The sequence below is a fragment of the Acinetobacter portensis genome (assembly GCF_023158935.1).
Classification (GTDB): Bacteria; Pseudomonadota; Gammaproteobacteria; order Pseudomonadales; family Moraxellaceae; genus Acinetobacter; species Acinetobacter faecalis.
Genome location: NZ_CP096120.1, coordinates 2,358,343 through 2,379,346, shown reverse-complemented (window position 1 = coordinate 2,379,346; position 21,004 = coordinate 2,358,343). Strand labels below are relative to the sequence as shown.

Annotated in this window: 19 protein-coding genes; 11 read left to right on the top strand and 8 right to left on the bottom strand. The window is 36.4% G+C overall.

What is annotated here, in order from left to right; genetic code table 11:
• Positions 1-104 precede the first annotated feature (104 nt).
• The 3 genes from dinB to mdtD form a co-directional block, all read right to left on the bottom strand.
• Complete coding sequence (dinB, locus tag MZO21_RS11820; protein ID WP_154771906.1) at positions 105-1,163, bottom strand: DNA polymerase IV; 1,059 nt, start codon at positions 1,161-1,163, stop codon at positions 105-107.
• 105 nt (positions 1,164-1,268) lie between these two features.
• Positions 1,269-2,036 carry a glycoside hydrolase family 25 protein gene (locus MZO21_RS11815; protein WP_154771907.1) on the bottom strand — a complete coding sequence of 256 codons (768 nt, stop codon included), beginning with the start codon at positions 2,034-2,036 and terminating at the stop codon, positions 1,269-1,271.
• Between the two features lie 75 nt (positions 2,037-2,111).
• Positions 2,112-3,503, bottom strand: a complete 1,392-nt coding sequence (mdtD, locus tag MZO21_RS11810) for a multidrug transporter subunit MdtD (RefSeq protein WP_248102286.1) — start codon at positions 3,501-3,503, stop codon at positions 2,112-2,114.
• 264 nt (positions 3,504-3,767) lie between these two features.
• Here mdtD and MZO21_RS11805 point away from each other — a divergent pair, with 264 nt between their 5' ends.
• Positions 3,768-4,742, top strand: coding sequence for a hypothetical protein (locus MZO21_RS11805; RefSeq protein WP_154771909.1), 975 nt, complete (start codon positions 3,768-3,770; stop codon positions 4,740-4,742).
• Positions 4,743-4,801: 59 nt separating this feature from the next.
• On the opposite strand, the gene MZO21_RS11800 is transcribed toward MZO21_RS11805, so the two are convergent.
• The gene (locus MZO21_RS11800) at positions 4,802-5,419 is read right to left on the bottom strand and encodes a TIGR00730 family Rossman fold protein (RefSeq protein WP_248102289.1); all 618 of its coding nucleotides are present in this window, start codon (positions 5,417-5,419) and stop codon (positions 4,802-4,804) included.
• Positions 5,420-5,729: 310 nt separating this feature from the next.
• Here MZO21_RS11800 and MZO21_RS11795 point away from each other — a divergent pair, with 310 nt between their 5' ends.
• The 6 genes from MZO21_RS11795 (at position 5,730) to MZO21_RS11770 (ending at position 14,223) form a co-directional block, all read left to right on the top strand.
• Positions 5,730-7,301: a TerC family protein gene (locus tag MZO21_RS11795; RefSeq protein WP_154771911.1), complete on the top strand. Its 1,572-nt coding sequence runs from the start codon at positions 5,730-5,732 to the stop codon at positions 7,299-7,301.
• Between the two features lie 92 nt (positions 7,302-7,393).
• A complete protein-coding gene (locus tag MZO21_RS11790; protein WP_248102292.1) occupies positions 7,394-7,861 on the top strand; it encodes a YchJ family protein in 468 nt (155 codons plus the stop codon).
• Between the two features lie 60 nt (positions 7,862-7,921).
• Complete coding sequence (locus MZO21_RS11785) at positions 7,922-8,566, top strand: trimeric intracellular cation channel family protein (RefSeq protein WP_248102294.1); 645 nt, start codon at positions 7,922-7,924, stop codon at positions 8,564-8,566.
• Positions 8,567-8,698: 132 nt separating this feature from the next.
• Positions 8,699-10,015 carry a niacin transporter NiaP gene (gene niaP / locus MZO21_RS11780; RefSeq protein WP_248102297.1) on the top strand — a complete coding sequence of 439 codons (1,317 nt, stop codon included), beginning with the start codon at positions 8,699-8,701 and terminating at the stop codon, positions 10,013-10,015.
• A gap of 163 nt (positions 10,016-10,178) precedes the next feature.
• On the top strand, positions 10,179-12,398 hold the full coding sequence (gene parC, locus MZO21_RS11775) for a DNA topoisomerase IV subunit A (protein WP_248102300.1): 2,220 nt from the start codon (positions 10,179-10,181) through the stop codon (positions 12,396-12,398).
• Positions 12,399-12,543: 145 nt separating this feature from the next.
• Entirely contained in the window at positions 12,544-14,223 is a 1,680-nt protein-coding gene (locus tag MZO21_RS11770) for an AMP-binding protein (protein ID WP_154771916.1), read from the top strand.
• 36 nt (positions 14,224-14,259) lie between these two features.
• Here MZO21_RS11770 and MZO21_RS11765 read toward each other — a convergent pair whose 3' ends face one another.
• A complete protein-coding gene (locus MZO21_RS11765) occupies positions 14,260-14,640 on the bottom strand; it encodes a hypothetical protein (RefSeq protein ID WP_154771917.1) in 381 nt (126 codons plus the stop codon).
• A 111-nt stretch (positions 14,641-14,751) separates the two neighbouring features.
• Between MZO21_RS11765 and MZO21_RS11760 the strand changes: the two genes are divergently transcribed.
• Together MZO21_RS11760 and ppa are read left to right on the top strand one after the other, a co-directional pair.
• The gene (locus MZO21_RS11760) at positions 14,752-15,153 is read left to right on the top strand and encodes an MAPEG family protein (protein ID WP_154771918.1); all 402 of its coding nucleotides are present in this window, start codon (positions 14,752-14,754) and stop codon (positions 15,151-15,153) included.
• Between the two features lie 122 nt (positions 15,154-15,275).
• The gene (gene ppa / locus MZO21_RS11755) at positions 15,276-15,812 is read left to right on the top strand and encodes an inorganic diphosphatase (protein WP_152873743.1); all 537 of its coding nucleotides are present in this window, start codon (positions 15,276-15,278) and stop codon (positions 15,810-15,812) included.
• A 94-nt stretch (positions 15,813-15,906) separates the two neighbouring features.
• Here ppa and MZO21_RS11750 read toward each other — a convergent pair whose 3' ends face one another.
• On the bottom strand, positions 15,907-17,205 hold the full coding sequence (locus MZO21_RS11750; RefSeq protein ID WP_248102303.1) for an OprD family outer membrane porin: 1,299 nt from the start codon (positions 17,203-17,205) through the stop codon (positions 15,907-15,909).
• 559 nt (positions 17,206-17,764) lie between these two features.
• Between MZO21_RS11750 and MZO21_RS11745 the strand changes: the two genes are divergently transcribed.
• On the top strand, positions 17,765-18,532 hold the full coding sequence (locus MZO21_RS11745; RefSeq protein WP_248102306.1) for a TorF family putative porin: 768 nt from the start codon (positions 17,765-17,767) through the stop codon (positions 18,530-18,532).
• Positions 18,533-18,591: 59 nt separating this feature from the next.
• Here MZO21_RS11745 and MZO21_RS11740 read toward each other — a convergent pair whose 3' ends face one another.
• Both MZO21_RS11740 and MZO21_RS11735 read right to left on the bottom strand, forming a co-directional pair.
• Entirely contained in the window at positions 18,592-20,079 is a 1,488-nt protein-coding gene (locus tag MZO21_RS11740; RefSeq protein ID WP_248102309.1) for a YifB family Mg chelatase-like AAA ATPase, read from the bottom strand.
• 70 nt (positions 20,080-20,149) lie between these two features.
• On the bottom strand, positions 20,150-20,374 hold the full coding sequence (locus MZO21_RS11735; protein WP_248102312.1) for an accessory factor UbiK family protein: 225 nt from the start codon (positions 20,372-20,374) through the stop codon (positions 20,150-20,152).
• Between the two features lie 276 nt (positions 20,375-20,650).
• On the opposite strand from MZO21_RS11735, the gene glnK reads away from it, so the two are divergent.
• A complete protein-coding gene (gene glnK, locus MZO21_RS11730) occupies positions 20,651-20,989 on the top strand; it encodes a P-II family nitrogen regulator (protein ID WP_086174160.1) in 339 nt (112 codons plus the stop codon).
• Positions 20,990-21,004: the final 15 nt, after the last annotated feature.

The window sequence follows — 21,004 nt, the reverse complement described above, 5'->3', positions numbered from 1 at the left end:
ATAATGCATCGCCCGAATAGAGTACTCTAAAAATATTTAAAGTGAAGTTAAATTTGATTTATTTTTATTCTTATGTTTAAAAAGCATGCAATTTAAAATATGAATTAATCCCAAAGAGAAAGTTGTGGTTGAGGTTTTTTCTCAAAAAGTTGATATACGCCAACGCCGACTAATCTAAATTCATCATTTTGAGGAATATGCATTTCAGCCAATAGATTTTCTAAAATTTGTTGCAATTCATCTTTGTTTTTTAATGGATGTTTAAAGCTTTTACTGTGTTGTAAAACTTGGAAGTTTTTCAGCTTTAATTTTGCTGAAACACCGCGAGCGCATAAATTTTTCTTGTCTAATATCTCCCAAACTTGGTCAATCAATTTTGGCCAATAGGGGTGGCATTGTTCCAAGTTAAAGTCTTGATCAAATGTTGTTTCTTTAGAAATAGATTGGCGTTCACGCTCTGTTTGTACAGGTCGTTCATCAATGCCTTTTGCATATAGATAAAGTTGTTTTCCATATTTTCCAAAGTGATGCGTTAAAAAGGTTTCTTCAATATTTTGTAAATCACCTAAAGTTTCTAAGTTCAAAGTTTTTAGCTTTTCTTGTGTGACTTTGCCAACGCCAGGGATTTTTTTTAATTCTAAATTTTGTATAAAGCCTTGAACTTGTGATGGTTTTATTACAAAAATTCCATTCGGTTTATTCCAATCAGATGCAATTTTTGCTAGAAATTTATTGGGTGCAACACCTGCCGATGCTGTTAATCCTGTTACTTCAAAAATATCTTCACGAATACGCATCGCCACTTCTGTTGCGCTGGCAATATTTTGCAAATTTTCGGTTACATCTAAGTAAGCTTCATCCAAAGATAATGGTTCGATAAGTGGTGTATATTTTTGAAAAATTTGATGAATTTGAGTTGAAACTTCACGGTATTTATTAAAATTAGGTTCAATGACAACAACTTGTGGGCATATCTTTTTGGCTTGTGTCATAGACATTGCAGAACGTAAACCAAAAGTGCGCGCAGGGTAAGATGCCGCAGCAATAACCGCACGTGGATGATGCGAGGAAATGACCACAGGTAAATGCTTTAAGTTAGGTTGGTCACGTAACTCGACAGATGCATAGAATGCATCCATGTCGATGTGTATGATTTTTCGCATGCACTGAAGTAGTTGTTTATTTTAAGTTCAGTATTACATTTTAAGTAGGTTTGTTGAAGAGCAAGCTACGATAGCTACGACACAAGCTGTCTGACTAAATTTAAATTATGGTTGATTTTGTAGTGGATCAATTTTGTTTTTTTCTAAAAATTTCATCCAGTCTTTTTCATTGCCATTAAATACATTCATATCGACAACAGTAGAAATACCAGAAATTTTACCTTGATTCGTATGTTGCCACATCAACCATTTAGGATCGTCTTTTAAATCAGGTTTGCCTTTATATTCACGTACCCAAAGCGGTGTGTTTTTAAACTCACCAGCAAGTACGATGTTATAAAAACTTTTAGAAATATAAAAAATAGGCTGTTTGCCATAGTGCTGATGGACTTGGTCATGCATCACTTGAATTTCTTGCAGCAACTGTTCTTTGGTGAATGTATTAATACAATTGCTGTCGTATTCCAAGTCTATGACAGGGGGTAAAGCATTTTCTTTATTTGGCACTGTTTCTATAAAATTTTGTGCTTGAATTTTTCCATCACGGCAAATTCTATAAAAATGATATGCGCCAACTAAAAAGCCTTGTTCACGTGCTTTTAACCAATTGTCTTGGAATTTTCTATCTTTAAAATCACCACCTTCAGTGGCTTTTAAATATACAAATTTATAGGTTTTAGGAGATATTTTTTTCCATTGAATATCTCCTTGATGATGTGAAACATCAAATCCTTTAATGGGATATTCAGTGGCTGAAGCAGAGCGCTGTTGGAAAAAACTTAAATAAATAATAAGAGCAAGACAAAATCCCCCAATGCCAAACAGGGAGCTATACGCAGCTTTATGATGAATTTTCTTTTTTCGTGTGCTCATTCTTAATATAAAAACGATGTTTAGCCCATGATACGCTGTTCTGAAATAACAAACTACGCTATTTGTATGAACAATTTACACGGGCGTATTTTTAGGAATTTGCCAGAAAATTGCAGCCGTTATAATGTTGATAGAACCTAGAACTAACAAAGTAATATGAAAAGCAGTTGTGGTGTTTTCTGCACCCAAATAGGCTGTAAAAACATTCACTAATGTACCTGCTAGCGCAACGCCAATACTCATTGAAACCATCATAATCATAGATAAAAAGCTATTACCGCTACTTGCATCTTGCTGAGGTAAATCTTTTAAAGTGAGCGTGTTCATAGACACAAATTGGAGTGAGTTAAGCACGCCAAAAATAAAGAAGTGGATTGCACGTAACCAAATAGGCGTATCTGCTGATGTTAGGGCAAAACTTGCAATACATGCGCCAACCAAAAGAGTATTGATGATAAGTACTTCGCGATAACCAAATTTTTGAATAATTGGGCGAATAATAGGTTTAGATGCTAATGAACCAAGCACAGTCGGAATCATTAGTAAGCCTGTTATAAAGGGCTTGAAACCAAAAGCAACTTGTAGCATTAATGGCAATAGAAAAGGTAAGGCATTGCCGCCTAATCGTGCGAAAAAGTTACCAATAATGCCGACTGCATAAATGCGGTTTTTAAATAATTTACTGCGAAACAATGCATTTTTATGTGTATGCGAATGGTATGCATAAATTAATGAAGCCAAAAATCCTATAATAATTAAACCAACACTCCACCAAATTGAATGTTGTGGATTAGCAAAGTTCTCAATTCCTAAAGATAAGCCAACCATTGCAAGTACAAGTAAAATAATTCCGACATAATCAAAAGTAGGAACTGTAGGCTCTGTAACATTTGGCATTGCTTTAAACGTAATAAGCACGCCAAGTAAGCCCATAGGAATATTGATTAAGAAAATCCAATGCCATGTCGTAACTTCAACAATCCATCCACCTAAAGTTGGTCCAATTAGTGGTCCAATTAAACCTGCAAGGCTCATTAAACTCATTGCTGCAAGGAATTGCGTGCGTGGAATGACTTTGAGCATTGCTAAACGACCAATAGGAAGCAGCAAAGCACCGCCAATGCCTTGAATTACACGGTAAACCAAAAGTTCATTTAAGCTTTCTGCATAACCACAGCCTAAAGAGGCGAGGGTAAAAATAATAATGGCTGCAAAGTAAGTATTTCGAACGCCAAATCGATCTGCTAACCAACCACTTAAAGGAATACATGCTGCAACGGACAATACATAAGCCACAACAACACTATGCATTTGCAGAGGATCTTCTCCTAAACTACGTGCCATAGCTGGAATGGCTGTATTTACAATAGTGGTATCTAGTCCTTGCATGAAAAAGCCAATTGATACTAAAAGTACCAAAAGTCTAAATTCAGGTTGTAAGGCTTGATGCGTTGGGGTTGCATTCATATTGGCGTTAAAATATTGAATTTATAAACAGTTTAGCTGAATAAATAAAAAAAGCATGTTGTGAAAATGCATATTTAAAGTAAAGCATATAAAAAATTAATGCTTTTATTTTGAATGTAAAAATTAAATGAAAAGAGGTTCAGCGTATATTTAAAAAAACTTCCTGATGAAAAATGAGTTAAAGCGTTAGAATACTGTCATAATCTTGAAAAATTTTAGTACTGCTAGACAGAAGTCTTTGGCAATAAAGGGTTTGTTCTTTATATGACAATCGAAATATTGATGGTGATAGGCTTTTGCTTAGCCGCATACTCTATCGTTGGAAATGATGTTCCACAAACTTTAGGTACTTTTATTTCATCAAATGCGCATCGTCCTTGGTGGGTACTTTGGATTTATATCAGCTCAATTTTAGTGGTTGTACTACTTTATGGTTGGTATGCATCTGGTGTGGGGGATGCATCTTATGGTCGATTGGAAACCATTCCATTTCCTGAAGGTGGTATTACTTGGCTTTATATTGTTCCGCCAATTTTATTAATTCTTTTAACCAAATACGGAATTCCTGTTAGTACAACTTTTTTAGTATTAACAATTTTCTCCCCAAGTAGTTTGACTTCAATGCTCACCAAATCAATGATGGGCTATGCAGTTGCTTTTATTGTTGCGATTATTGTTTATCGTTTTGTGATTAAACAAATTTCAGTTTATTTCAGTAAGACTAGAGATCAAAGTCCATCAAATATTTGGATTGGTTTGCAGTGGGTATCTACCGCATTTCTTTGGAGCCAATGGCTCATTCAAGATTTGGCAAACATTTTTGTCTATGTGCCACGTCAAGTTCCATTTGAGTTCCTTATTTTTGCCATTTCAGTTTTTGTTGTGTTGCTTGGTGTGATTCTTTATCAGCGTGGTGGGGCAATCCAAAAGATTATTGATACAAAAACAGGTCTTGCAGATATTCGTTCGGCAACCATTATTGACTTCATTTATGCATTAATTCTTTTAGTGTTTAAAGAGTGGAGTAATATTCCAATGAGTACAACTTGGGTATTCTTGGGTTTACTTGCAGGTCGTGAGTTTGCAATGTCGATGCATTTACGTGAAGTGAATAAGCACAAAACATCACGTAACGTAAGTAAAGATGCAATGAAGCTCATGCTTGGTTTGGCAATGAGTGTGTTCTTAGCGGTGACTTTACCGTGGTTCTATAACTTTGTGACGAACTTGGCGAGTTGAATAGTTAATAAAAAAGCGAGCTAGATGCTCGCTTTTTTATTAACTATTCAAATTACAATTTAAACAACAAAGCTTTTAGGGCAATCTAAATTGTTTAATGCATTAAAAATCTGTTTTGAAGAATTACACACAATGAGTTTCGCGCGATGTTGCGGTGGTAAAAAACCTTCTTGAACAGCGTGATCAAGTTGCGCAATGAGCGAATCATAAAAACCATTTACGTTGTAAAGCATCATTGGTTTTTGGTGTTGATTTAACTGTGCCCAAGTGGCAATTTCTAGAATTTCTTCGAATGTTCCCAAACCACCAGGAAGCGCAACAAATGCACAAGCACGTTCAGCCATCATTGCTTTACGTTCATGCATTGTTCTAACAACGTGAAGTTCAGTTAAGGCATTATGTGCAATTTCATAATCCAACATAAATTCAGGAATAACACCAACCGTTTCACCGCCATGTTCAATGACAGTATCTGCAACTTGACCCATTAAGCCAATACTTGCACCGCCGTAAACTAAACCTAAATTATGTTCTGCTAAGCCTTTAGCAAGCGCAATGGCTTTTTCTTTGTAAATTGGATTGTTACCAGAACGAGAACCGCAATAAAGTGCAACAAGTGGTTGAGTTGTTTTAGGAGAGGGGTTTTGATATTCAATCATCGTTAACGCATTGTTCATATTGTTGTCATGACCTTATCATCTTCTGTATTCAGGTTTTAGCATAGAATAAAAATGTGACAAACGTATATAGATTATTGAGCTTTCAGTTAATTTATAAAATGAATAACAAAGCATGCACAAAAAATGATGATTCTATTTGCAATATTTTCTATACTAAAAATCTGTTTCATAACAATAGAACTGACATGGGTAGTGGAAGTTGGGTTTCCAACGCAAGTTATTCCTTAAATTTTGCATTTTATCTATTTAAATTAAATGCGATATTCAATAAATCTCAATCTAAACATGATATTCAGGAGAAGAGCATATGATCTTTGAATGGATGTCAGACCCATCTGCATGGGTAGGATTATTTACACTCGTTATTTTAGAAATTGTATTAGGTATTGATAACTTAGTATTTATTGCAATTTTGGCAGAAAAGCTGCCGCCAGAGCAGCGTAATAAAGCACGTATTATCGGTTTAGTTTTAGCACTCGGTATGCGCTTAATTTTGCTTGCATCTATTGCTTGGGTCGTCACGCTTACCAATCCTTTATTCCATATTTTCGATCATCCATTTTCAGGTCGAGATCTTATTTTGCTGTTTGGTGGGGTATTCCTTTTATTTAAAGGCACCATGGAGTTGCGCGAGCGTCTTGAAAGCAAGCCAATGCTGAAAGAAGAAAATCCAGTACATGCCACATTTTGGATGGTGATTATTCAAATTGTTGTATTAGATGCTGTTTTCTCACTTGATAGTGTTATTACTGCTGTTGGTATGGTGAAGCACCTTTCTGTGATGATGATTGCGGTCATTATTGCTGTGGGAATTATGCTTTGGGCATCTAAACCACTCATGAATTTCGTGAATAAGCATCCAACGGTTGTGATTTTATGTCTTTGCTTCTTAATGATGATTGGTTTCTCATTATTGGTTGAAGGCTTTGGTTATCACATTCCAAAAGGCTACTTATATGCAGCAATTGGTTTCTCTGTACTCATTGAGTTCTTGAACCAAACAGTGCGCCGTAACCAAGAAAAAATGGTGACAACAACAGATTTACGTTATCGCACAGCATCTGCTGTTATGCGTATGTTAGGTGCCAAAAGTGGAGCGGAATCGCAAGACAATAATGTTGAAGATGTTCTAGCAACACGCGCTTTTGCAGATGAAGTTTTCGATGAAGAAAACGGTGCTTATCATAGTGTGATGGTTCAAGGTGTTTTGGGTTTATCTGAACGCCCTGTGAAGTCTGTAATGACGCCAAGACCTGAGCTTGAATGGATTGATTTAGACGAAGATGAACAGTCTATTCGTGAGCAATTATTAAGTACTACGCATTCACGTTTAATTGTAGCGCATGGTGAGCTTGATAATATTGCGGGCGTTGTGCTGACGCATAAAGTCATGAATGAATATATTGAAACAGGTGCATTAAACTTTGAGGCACATTTACGCGATCCTGTGATTGTTCACGAAAATGCTCAAGTTTTAATGGTGATGGAACAATTGCGTCAAGCGCCATTACAAATGGCAATTATTCTTAATGAATATGGCTCAATTGAAGGTATTGCAACACCAATTGATGTTCTTGAAGCAATTGCAGGTGAATTCCCAGATGAAGATGAGCTTGATACAGCAGCAGAAAGTCTAGAAGATGGCTCACTTATGCTTGAAGGTTCAACTGATATTCGTCATGTTTCATTGCTTTTAGGGCGTGATTTGGTCGATGAGTCTGAACAATACTCAACGCTTTCAGGTTATATCTTACTTCATTTAGGTCATTTGCCTGAAAATAGTGAAAAAATTGAAATTGATGGTTATATTTTCGAAATTGTGACAATGGAAGGTCAGAAAATTGAAAAAGTGCACATCACACCAAAAGACAAAAAGTAGGTACGTAATGAAAACAGATTAAATAATTAAAATCTGTTTTCTAGTTCCGCTAAAATAGCTCGATATTTCGGGCTATTTTTATGGAAAATTGAATGACATTAAGTGCATGTCCTTGTGGTGAAGGTGAGTATAAAACTTGCTGTGAACCTTTACATTTAGGTCAATTGAAAGCTGAATCTGCGGCTCAACTTATGCGTTCACGCTATAGTGCTTTTGCTAAACATGAAATTGATTACATTGTAAAAACCACAGCAATTGGGCAACAACAAGCATTAGATGTTCAAGCCATTGCAGATTGGAGTAAAGCGAATCAATGGTTAAAATTAGAAGTTGTACAAGCCAAAGAAAAATTAGATAAAAATCATGCTCAAGTTGAATTTAAAGCACATTATCATGATGGTGAAAAAGCACAAATACATCATGAAATTTCACATTTTGTGAAACAAGAAGGTGCATGGTATTTCCTTGACCCAACAACAGATCAACAAATTACGATGAAACAGCCTTGTATTTGTGGTTCTAATAAAAAATTTAAGCAATGTTGCGCACAATTTTTGTAACTTTAGCTTAGATATGCCTTAGAATAGCGCACACTTATTACCCTATAGGGAATCAGGGCGATGTTGTTAACCATTATTTATATTATCGCAATTACTGCTGAAGCAATGACAGGTGCTTTATCTGCTGGTCGGCGCAGTATGGATTGGTTTGGTGTAACGCTCATTGCCTGTGTTACCGCCTTAGGTGGTGGTTCTGTCCGAGATGTTCTTCTTGGGCATTATCCTTTAACTTGGGTGAAGCATCCTGAATATTTAGTGCTTACGTGTTGCGCTGCATTTGTCACAATTATTATTGCAAAATGGATGAGTCAGCTTCGTTCAATTTTCTTAATTTTAGATGCTTTAGGTTTAATTGGCTTTACTATTATCGGTTGCCAAATTGCCTTGCAAATGGGACATGGCTTTGTCGTTTGTGCTGTTGCAGGTGTGTTAACAGGGGTTTCGGGCGGTATTTTACGTGATATTTTATGTAATGATGTGCCTTTGGTTTTCCGCCGTGAACTTTATGCAAGTATTTCTTTTGTATCGGTAATTTGCTACTGGATTTGCGTGGAAATAGGCTTATCTTTAGAGCTTACAGTGATTGCTACGCTTATATTTGGTTTTACACTTCGTTTAATTGCAATTTACTTTGGCTTAGAAATGCCTAAATTCATTTATAAAGATGATGATGAGCAATCTGCTTCATCGAAAGATGCATCATAACTATTCTAAAAAGACCAAGTAACTGCTATAAGAAGCAGTTACTTTTTAAGATTATCTTATAAAAAATAGCAAAAGTATAAAATCCTGTTGGGAAAGCAGTACGTAATCTTTCACCAAATCAGAGATATTGTTATGGATTTAGTCTCACGAGTACAACGCTTACCTATTGGTAAATTCCACTACACCTTGTTATGGGTAATCGGACTGGGGTGGATGTTCGATGCCATGGATACAGGACTCATTTCATTTATTTTGGCAAAAATGTCTGAAGATTGGGCCATGACGCCTGCCGAAAAAGGTTGGGTGGTGTCTATTGGTTTTGTGGGTATGGCAATTGGTGCTGTTTTTTCAGGTGGTTTGGCTGATAAATGGGGGCGTAAAACCGTATTTGCAGCGACCTTAGTTATTTATAGCTTAGCAACGGCTGCTTGTGCTTTTGCACCCAATTTAACGTGGTTATTGGTTTTTCGCTTTATTGTTGGCTTAGGCTTAGGTGGTCAACTTCCTGTTGCTGTCACCTTAGTGAGTGAATACATCCCTGCGCATGTTCGTGGTCGTTTTATTGTATTGCTTGAAAGTTTTTGGGGGTTGGGTTGGCTGTGTGCCGCACTTATTGCTTACTTCGTTATTCCTAAATTCGATTGGCATATGGCATTTTTAATTGGTGGATTACCTGCTTTATATGCTTTTGTTATTTGGAAAAAAGTCCCTGAATCTATTCCATATTTAATTAACCGTGGTCGTATTGATGAAGCACATGCATTGGTGCAAAGCTTTGAACGTCAATGTGGTGTAGAAGTTATAGAGAAAATAGAAGTTAAGCCTGTATCAGAAAAGCAAAACGTATCATTTAGTCAATTATGGTCAGGTGCTTTTGCCCGTCGTACCTTAATGTTATGGCTTATTTGGTTTGGTATTGTGTATTCCTACTACGGAATTTTTACATGGTTGCCAAGTTTATTGGTCAAAGAAGGCTATACCATTGTTCAGTCATTTGAATATGTTTTGGTGATGATTTTGGCACAGCTTCCTGGTTATATCGCAGCCGCTTGGTTAGTAGAAAAACTAGGACGTAAAGCAACTTTGGCAGGTTTCATTGGAATGTGTGCAGTATCTGCATATTTCTTTGGACAATCTAACAGCGTTGAGCAAATTGTAATTTGGGGCTGCTTAATGTCCTTCTTTAATTTGGGTGCATGGGGGGTTCTTTATACCTACACACCAGAACAATATCCTACAAATATCCGTGCATTTGGCTCAGGTTGGGCATCTGCAATTGGGCGAATGGGTGGAATTGTTGCGCCATTAGTGGTTACTCACATGATGGTCATGAACAATGGTTTTAGCTATGTATTTATGATGTTTACTGCTGTTTTATTGGCAGTTGCATGTGTCATTTTAGTTTTAGGTGAAGAAACAAAAGGAAAATCACTCGATTCCATTAGTTAGTGATTGGTTATTTTTTAGTTGATCATTTGGAATAAAGTGGATATTTTTACGACATAAGACATAAATTGTCGCAGAGTGGTACGACATACACTTGTATAGAATCCCCCTGCGACATAGCATAAGAACTTAAACAGACAAAAACGATTTAGGATAACAAGTTGTTATGACAAGCCTTGCGCATCATGCGACAGAAAACCGTTCCGTAGCAGAATTTACTGAACAAGCTTATTTAAATTATGCCATGTACGTGATTATGGATCGTGCATTGCCACATATTAGCGATGGTTTAAAACCAGTTCAGCGCCGTATTGTTTATGCAATGAGCGAATTGGGTTTAAAACATAGCGGCAAGCCAAAAAAATCTGCACGTACTGTGGGTGATGTATTAGGTAAATATCATCCTCATGGTGATTCTGCCTGCTACGAAGCAATGGTGCTTATGGCACAGCCCTTTAGTTATCGTTATCCTTTTATTGAAGGGCAAGGTAACTGGGGTTCGCCAGATGATCCTAAATCATTTGCGGCAATGCGTTATACCGAAGCCAAACTTTCACAATATAGTGAAGTGTTGTTGTCTGAATTAGGTCAAGGCACATGCGATTGGCAAGATAACTTTGATGGTTCAATGAAAGAACCTGTCAATTTACCTGCACGTGTACCCAATATTCTACTGAACGGTACAACAGGTATTGCGGTAGGTATGGCGACAGATATTCCGCCACATAACCTACGTGAAGTTGTAAAAGGTACAATTGCTTTAATTCGCAATCCAAACCTAACCGATTCTAAAATTGCAGAATATATTCCTGCACCAGATTTACCAACCAATGCAGAAATTATCACAGCACCTGAAGAATTATTAAAAATTCAAACAACAGGGCGTGGTAGTTATCGAGTACGTGCGGTTTATAAAGTTGAAAAGAACGAAATTGTGATTACGGATTTACCGTATCAAGTTTCGGGTTCAAAAGTAATTTCGCAAATTGCAGATCAAATGCAAGCGAAGAAACTTCCTTTAGTTGCAGATTTACGTGATGAATCTGACCATAAAAATCCAACACGTTTAGTGATTGTTTTACGTTCAAATCGAATTGATGCAGAAGCGGTAATGAGCCACTTATTTGCAACAACAGATTTAGAATCGAGCTATCGCGTCAACATGAATATGATTGGTGCAGATGGTCGTCCACAAGTGAAATCTATTCGTAAAATTTTGCTTGAATGGATCGAAATCCGTAAACAGACCGTTACACGTCGTCTGCAATATCATCTAAACAAAATTGAAAAACGTCTGCATATTTTAGGCGGTTTGATTATTGCCTATTTGAATATTGATGAAGTCATTCAAATTATTCGTGAAGAAGATCAACCAAAACCTGTGTTGATGTTGCGTTTTAATATTGATGAAGTTCAGGCAGAAGCCATTTTAGAACTCAAGTTGCGTCATTTGGCAAAGCTTGAAGAAATGGAAATGCGCCGTGAACAAGAAGAGTTAGAAGCTCGTGCTGCAATTATCCGTGAGCAATTGGAAAATCCTGAATCTTTAAAAGCTTTAATTATTGAAGAGCTTAAAGAAGATGCGAAGAAATATGGTGATGATCGCCGTTCGCCAATTGTTCAACGTGCAGATGCAGAAGCGATTAATGAACAAGATATGTTGCCTGCCGATCCTGTAACTGTTGTACTTTCAGAAGCAGGTTGGATTCGCTGTGCAAAAGGTCACGATGTTGACGTTGAAAACTTAAATTATCGTGCGAGTGATAAATATTTAAGTCATGCACAAGGCAAGTCAAATCAACGTGTTTATGTGCTAGATGAAGCAGGGCGTAGTTATGCGCTTGCAATAAATAGTTTGCCATCGGCACGTGGCATGGGTGAACCTTTAAGCTCTAAACTTGCACCTGCAAATGGTATTGGCTTCAAACAAGTCTTTATTGCCGATGACGACGCTGAACTTATTGTTGCTAGTAACAAAGGCTATGGCTTTAAAACACAAGCTAAGCAGTTAGATACCAGTGCAAAAGCAGGTAAGGCTTTCTTAAGTTTGGCTGAAGGTGCTTCTGCACTAGATTTACAAACTGTCGATGGAGCTACGCACTTGGCTGTATTAAGCTCTGCGGGTCGGTTATTGGTGCTAGATTTAGAAGAATTGCCTTCATTAAATAAAGGTAAGGGTAATAAATTGATACAACTTGATGCGAAAGATCAAATTACATCCATGACAACTCTTAATTTAAATGAAATAATTCAACTGCTTGCAGGGCAGCAACAACTAAAACTAAAAGGTGATGACCTTCAAAAATATATAGGTAAAAGGGGAACCAAGGGGCAACTTTTACCAAGAGGTTATCAAAAAGCAAATAAACTGTTCATTCAAAGATAATGCTAGCATCTATTAAACAAAATACGTTATATATGCAAAGTGTTCAAAATGGATGCGGTATCAAGCACAAAAAGTTAAATAATGAGCTTGTACTGGAAAAAAATAGTTTAAATATTAAGGATTATAGGTAGGAGTATTGAACGTTATGGAAAAAATTTGGTTTAGTGAATACCAAAAAACAGGCATTCCAGAGACTGTTGAACTTCCGGCAGAAAATACATCTCTTAACGATGTTTTCGAAAGAAATTTTCAAAAGTTTGCTTCGCGTGATGCTTTTATCTTTATGGATAAAGTTTTAACTTTTGGTCAATTAGATGAAGAAAGTCGTAAATTTGCGACATATTTACAAAGCTTAGGATTGGCTAAAGGCTCACGTGTTGCAGTAATGATGCCGAACGTTCTTCAATATCCTATTGTAGCTTTAGGGGTGTTCCGTGCAGGTTATGTACTTGTAAATGTGAATCCACTTTATACATCTCGTGAATTAGAGCATCAATTAAATGACTCTGGTTCTGAAGCGTTGGTAATTATTGAAAACTTTGCTGCGGTTTACCAAGCAATTTTAGGCAAAACGCCAGTTAAACATGTAGTAGTCGCATCGGTTGGTGACTTACTTGGTACGCTAAAGGGCACAATTGTAAACTTTGTTTTACGCTCTGTTCGTAAACAAGTTCCAGCATGGGATATTCCAGGTCATGTGCGCTTTAATGCTGCAATGTCTAAGGTAAATCCAAGCAACTACAAACGTCCAAGCTTAACTTTAAGTGATACCGCAGTACTACAATATACAGGTGGTACGACAGGTGTTTCTAAAGGTGCAGAACTTACTCACCGTAACTTAGTTGCAAACATGCTGCAGTGCGATGGTATTTTCCAAAGTAAATTTGGTAATCAAGATGGTCAGCCAGACGACCGTATTTTCTGTGCTTTACCGCTTTATCATATTTTTGCATTCATGGTTTGTGCGCTATATGGTATGTACAAAGGTCAAGCCAACGTACTTATTCCAAACCCGCGCGATTTACCTGCTGTAATTAAAGAGCTTCGAAAATATCAACCAACTTTCTTCCCTGCTGTAAATACATTGTTTAATGCACTTGTGAATAACGAAGAATTTAAACAGTTAGATCACAGTAAAATGAAGATGGCGATGGGTGGTGGTATGGCTGTATTGCCATCGACTGCTGAAGCTTGGAAAAAAATAACAGGTACAAACATTATTGAAGGTTACGGTTTATCTGAAACTTCACCTGTTGCAACGGCAAACCCACCAGCATCTATGGAATTCAGTGGTTCAATTGGTATTCCATTACCATTAACTGATGTTGCTATTTTAGATGATGATGGCAATGAAGTTCCACTTGGCGAGCAAGGTGAAATTTCGATTCGTGGCCCACAAGTTATGAAGGGTTATTGGAACCGTGCAGATGAAACTGAAAAAGTCATGACTAAAGATGGTTTCTTCCGTACAGGTGATATTGGCGTTATGAGCCCAGAAGGTTTTGTTAAAATTGTTGATCGTAAGAAAGATATGATTTTAGTTTCTGGTTTTAACGTATATCCTTCAGAAATTGAAGAAATTGTTGCTCAACATCCTAAAGTGTTAGAAGTTGCAGTAATTGGTGTGCCAGATGAAAAATCAGGTGAAGTACCAAAACTATTTGTTGTGAAAAAAGATCAATCTTTAACAACTGAAGAAATTCTAGCATTTGCAAAAGCAAACTTAACTGGCTACAAACGCCCACGTTATGTTGAATTTATGGATGAATTACCAAAATCGAATGTAGGTAAAATCCTACGTAAAGATTTACGTAAACCAGCATAATTCATGAAATAAAAAAAGCGCCTTAAGGCGCTTTTTTTATTTCTTTAAAAACCATCTATCGACATATGGGCGACCTACACCAAAAATACCGATAAAGATAAACATTGTGCCAAATTGACGCAAAAAACTTGGATTTTTAAATGTGCCATAACTTAAAATATTGTCTATAAGGCAGTAAACACAAAGAATTGCGACCCATAAACCAAGAGAAAGGCGTTTAACTGAAACTGCGTAAAAGGCAATCCATAAAATTACAAATGTAAAAATGGTTGACCAAACATTGAAATTGGCGCAAATAACGCACAATAAAAATGCAGTAATAGGAATCACAATTTTAAAAGCGCGATCCACTTTAAGCTGATTTTTATGTTGCATCTCAAGGATATCAAACATTTCTTCTTGATCTGGCTTAGCCATAAATGGATCCTTTAAAACAAGTAAAATTGATAAAACACGACATTAAACGAAAATTATCGTTGAAACGCCATGCTATGATATGACAATAAAATCTCTATGAGAATTGTCTTCATGCAAAGTATAAGTGGAATTGTTTATCTAATTTTAATTGCGTGTCTTTTACCTTATGTTTTTACAATTATTGCAAAGAAAGCAGGTGGGTTTAAAGTTAAAGATAATCAGAACCCTAGAGCATTTTTAGCCAATACAACAGGCTTAGCTGCACGAGCAAATGCTGCACAGCAAAATAGTTTTGAAAGTCTTCCTTTATTTATTGCTGCGGTTTTGTTGGCAGAATATATGGTGGTTCCGCAAAGCGTTGTGATGACTTTTGGTATTGCGTACATTGTATTTAGAATTTTATTTGGTATTTGCTATTTAATTAATTGGGCAACTTTAAGATCTATCTTTTGGTTGCTTTCAATACTTTGCTCGGTTTCGTTGCTTTTACTAGTGATTAAAATTACTGGATGAGTAGCAAGGCTGAAAATATGTATTTTTCCAGTGCAGATGTATAATCGACAGCAAATTTAATCTAGAAAGCGGTTATAATCGCTTTCGATTAAGAAAGATTTAACTTGTTAAAGAGTGATGCTATGAGCTACAGCAATATCCCAGCGGGTAAAGATGCGCCAAACGACATCTATGTAATTATTGAAATTCCTGCAAATGCAGCACCAATCAAATACGAAATTGATAAAGATTCTGATGCATTATTCGTAGACCGTTTCATGGGTACAGCAATGTTCTACCCTGCAAACTACGGTTATGTTCCTAATACATTATCTTTAGATGGTGATCCATTAGACGTGTTAGTTGTAACACCACATCCAGTTGAACCAGGTTCTGTAATTCGTTGCCGTCCTGTTGGTAAATTGAATATGGAAGATGACGGTGGTGTAGATGCGAAATTAATCGCTGTACCTCACGACAAATTAACACCTATCTATAAAGATGTTAAAGAATATACAGATCTTCCTGAATTATTGATCAAACAAGTTGAACACTTCTTTGCTCACTATAAAGATTTAGAAGCTGGTAAGTGGGTTAAGTTAAGTGGTTGGGAAGGTTCTGAAGTTGCAAAACAAGAAGTTCTTAGCTCAATTGCTGCTTACGAAGAAGCAAACAAGTAATTGTTTGATGGTTTAAGTTTTTATTTTTAAAATTTAGCCATAAAAAAACCTGCACATTGTGCAGGTTTTTTTATTTACTTGAATTTCGTGTGAATTAGAATAATTTCACAGGAATATCAAGGAAGATACGCCATTCATTAGTGTCTGGCATGTAGTAGTCATCTGTATAAGCAAAATCTGTACGGTAGTGAGAATAACGTAAACGTAGGCTAGCATCTTTAGCAAAGCCGTCTTGTACTGTGTATTTCACTTGGTTAAAGATTTCACTTTCTTTTGCGTTACCAGTAGTTTTGGTGTCGATATCCCAACCATAAATATAAGCAGAAGTCCAATTTAAACCAGCAACGCCATAATTAGAAAAATCTACGTTATATTGAACTTGAACAGATTTCTCGCCACGACCGTTAAAGTCTGAAAGGTAAGAGTTTGGTAAATAAATACTTTGGAAACCGTCAGCATTTTCATTATATGCATAACCTGTGTTACCCGTACTTTGTTGGTAAGCAAGCATTACAGCATGAGGGCCTTGGCTATAAGTACCAGAAAGTGCCCAAATGTTATTACTACGGTTGTCAGATGTAGCATCTAAACCAGGGCGAGCAGAAGAAGCACTTGCTCCTTTATCCCATTCTGTATGATAGCCACTGAAATCATAAGTTAAAGAAGCATCATTAGCCAAAGATTGTTTGTAGTTAGCATTTACATAATGACGTTCTAATTTATCTTTAGAATCTAAGCCAAAGTAAGATGTTGTTAATGCATCATTTACTTTGTATTTTGCGCCCCAAACAATTGCACGGTCTAACTTGTTTTCATCGGTAGAAATTTGGTCAGACATTTGGTTTTTAGTGAATTTACCAGCAGTAAGTTCTAAGCCATTAATTTCGCGGCTTGTAACTAATAAACCATCAAAGTATTCAGGAACCATACGGCCTGTGTTGCTAGCTAGTACAGGTAAATCTAAAACTTGAGTACCAAAAACAGCAGTTGTATTAGAAACACGTGCTTTTAAAAATGCACCACCACGAGCCCAATGATTGTATGTGCGACCATTAGGTTCACCATTGGCATCATCATGACGTGGAATCATGTTGTTGCCAGCGTGCTTATTGTCGCCAAGTTTAAACGATGCATCGCCAATTAAACCAAAACCAATACCAACAGTACCTTGTGTATAACCAGACTCTAGTTTGATAATTGCTGTTTGAGCTGTAGAGCGATTATCTGCAGCACCATCTTTTTTATCACGGTCAATAAAACCTGTACGGAAAAGAACAGAGCCTTCAGCATCTGCAACAAGACCTTTAGATTCGCTTTGTTCGCTTGCAAAAGCTGTAGAAACAAGTGCTGCTTGAATTAAAGTAGCAAGTAATAATTTTTGTGTTTTTTGCATTGGGAGAGAGCCTCGATACAAAATAGTTATGGAATGGGTGATTTATATAAAGCACATATAAAAGATGTTTATAATTAATCCTGATTAATTAGTATTAAACACTCTTCCAATGAGGTTTATATTTTGCCTATAGAAAACATGAATTTAATTTAATCAAAAACATTGTTAACTAAACATAATATATATGACTTATAAGCACTTTGGGTATAAAAAAATAAACTAAGATCACAAATAAAATATATATAAAGAAGATTTTGTCTAAATATTGTTATTTTATCTTAACTTATGTGTGGCTTATTTTTGTGCAAATTTTAAAGAATGTAAAGCGTATTATCTAATTTTGTTTATTTTTGATGCAATTTCCTATATTTAACATCTAAAGTAATGAAGTGCATATTAAGAAATTATTTAATTAAATTAAGCTCCAAAGCTTTATTTCATCTGTTATTAGACCTCTTTCGTATCTTTTTGAATAATTGGCATAGCTATTGCTAACTCTATTTTGAGTTTTCAAATTAATCAAAAAGAGTCGTTATAACGACATCGGGGGAAATAGACAATGAAATTCACTTTAAAGGCATTGAGCTTGGCTTTGGTTGCTTCTGCTTCTACTGTAACTTTCGCAGATGAAGCACCATCATTACCTTTAGGATTGGAGTTTAGTGGCTCTGCGGCAATGACAACTGACTATCGTTTTCGTGGTTTAACACAAACGCAAAACGATCCAGCTGTACAAGTTGGCTTTCAATTAGATCACTCAACCGGTTTATACGCTGGTGTTTGGGGATCGAATGTAAACTATGAATATATTGATAAAAATGGAGCAGATCAAACTGTACATTTAGAGTTAGATCCTTACATTGGTTACACCAAAACATTTGAGAATGTTGCTGGTAAACCTACGTTAGATGTTGGTATTTGGTACTATGCTTACCCTGGTCACGGTGATAATAATTTTGTTGAATACTATGCGGGTGTAGGCTTTGAAAGCCTAGTTGCAGAAGGTGATAGTGTATCAACTTATGTTTATTATACAGATGATAATTTAGGTGCGGGTGATGATGCTTGGTACTTAAATGCAAGCTATTCTGTACCATTCGGTGCTGGTTTTGGTGGTGTTGCTGCAGTTGGTTTTAACGATGTGAAAAATGGTTCTGATCATGTTTGGGATTGGAAAGTGGGTGCCACTTACGAATTTCAATCTATTTCAGGTTTCAGTGCTGAGTTAGCTGCTGTTGGTACAGATACAGAAACTAAAGGGGAATCTAGTGCTTACAAACGTGGTGTAGAAACTGGTGCAGTATTTACATTGACGAAATCTTTCTAGTTTCAATAAAGTAAAAACTTATTTAAGCCCGTTGCAGAAATCTGTAACGGGCTTTTTGTTTAGGCGTGTTGACTTCTATAAGACAAGGCTTCGGTAAGATGTGTGCTTTGAATATTTTCACTTTGCGCTAAGTCTGCAATGGTTCTTGCAACGCGTAAAACTCGATGATACGCACGAGCAGATAGATTTAAACGCTGCTGTGCAAGTTCAATGATTTTGCTAGCTTGAATATCTAAAGTTGCATATTTCTCTAGTTCTTTAGGACTTAAAGCCATATTGAGGCAATTTTGTCTTTCAATTTGAAAGTTATAAGCCGCGATTACACGCAGGCGGACTGTTTCCGAATCTTCAACAGGTTTTGTATCTTGTAATTCTGAAGCTTGAAGAGGCGGAACATCTATATGTAAATCAATACGATCTAATAAAGGACCCGAAATTCGGTTTTGATATCGTTTGATGGCATCGGCTGAACATTGGCAACGGACATCTTGATTAAATGCATATCCGCAAGGACAAGGATTCATTGCTGCAATCAGTTGAAAGTTCGCAGGAAAAGTAATTTGTCTAGATGCTCTAGAAATAACAATTTCCTTTGCTTCTAATGGCTGACGTAAAACTTCTAAAACCTTTCGATCAAACTCAGGCAATTCATCTAAAAATAAAACGCCTAAATGTGAAAGCGTAATTTCCCCCGGTTTTGGATGTGAGCCACCGCCAACAAGTGCAACAGCAGAAGCTGTATGATGTGGTGTCCTAAAAGGGCGCTGTCCAAAATAATGTGCTGCATTTGCAACAGAATAAATACTTGCGACTTCTAAATTTTCTTGTGTTGTTAAAGGCGGCAAAATACTTGATAAGCGAGAAGCCAATAAGGTTTTCCCAGTTCCAGGAGGACCTTTAAATAGCAATGAGTGACCACCTGCAGCAGCAATTTCTAAAGCACGTCTTGGGCGTAATTGACCTTTAACATCCGATAAATCGTATTTAGATTTATTAATTTGAAAACTCTGTTTATTTTCAAAGGCTTTTAATGGTTGAGTATTATTTAAATGGTTACAAACTTGTTTCAAATGTTCTGCTGAAAATACTTCAAATATAGGCAGTTGAGATGCTTCTTGTGCATTTTGTGCAGGTAAAATCAGTTTGTGGTTTGCTTGCTGACATGCAATTGCAATACTTAATGTACCTGTAATTGGTCTGAGCTGACCATCTAAAGCTAGTTCACCAATAAACTCAAAACCATTGGTGCTGTTCTCTGGAAGTTGTCCAGATGCTATTAGAATTCCTAAAGCAATGGGCAGATCTAAACGTGAGCCATCTTTAGGTAAATCTGCGGGCGCTAAATTAATGGTTAATCGTTTAGTTGGAAATTGAAATCCGCTATTAATAATTGCAGAGCGAACACGGTCTTTACTTTCGCGTACAGCGGCTTCAGGCAAACCAACAATCGTAAGAGATGGAAGTCCTTGGCTAATATGAACTTCTACTTCAATAGAAGGAGCGTGGAGGCCAAGCAGCCCCCGAGTATAAATTTTGGCAAACGACATTTATTGTGATCCATTATAGTGCGTTATTTTTTTATGTATTTTGATTTTATATGCACAAATTTGGTGCTTATTATTTATTTTTTAATTTATTCTCTAAAGACTCTAACTGCTTCATCAACTCCTCTAAGCGAAGATTAGCATTATTTAATGCTGTTTTTTGACGCTCAATTTCATCTTTTGAAACTAAATCCATTTTAGTTACAGCTTCATTTAAGAGTGCGCGTAAATTGTGTTCAATATCTTTTTTAGGAAGATCAACTTGTTCCAAAATTGCTTGTAATAAGGTTTCAATCATTTGTTTTCTCTAAGGTGAAGCATCGTTATAGCAGTGTATAACACGACTGAAATATAGACTATAGCTTTTCGGTATAAGATGGTTTTATTCAATAATTAAAATCGAAATTCTTCTAGTAAAAATGAGGATTTACTAGCGTATAAACATAATTATAGGTATAGAATATAATGACGAAAAAGACATGCTTGAATTTTTATTTTCCCCCGACTTTAAAAATTTTGGCATGAAAATTGAACATAAAACCTTACTGGTGAAACAAGCCGAAGGAAAACAAACATGAAGCTAGTAACTGCTATTGTAAAACCCTTTAAACTTGATGACGTGCGTGAAGCATTGTCAGATATTGGTGTTCAAGGGATCACTGTAACTGAAGTCAAAGGTTTTGGTCGTCAAAAAGGTCATACTGAACTTTATCGTGGCGCGGAATATGTTGTTGATTTCTTACCAAAAGTAAAAATTGAAATTGCGATCAGCGATGAAATGGTTGATTCAGTAATTGAATCAATTACGCGTGTTGCAAGTACAGGAAAAATTGGTGACGGAAAAATTTTCGTAACTAACTTAGAGCAAGTCATCCGTATTCGTACAGGTGAAACAGGTGCAGATGCCGTTTAATAAATTGGCATAAAG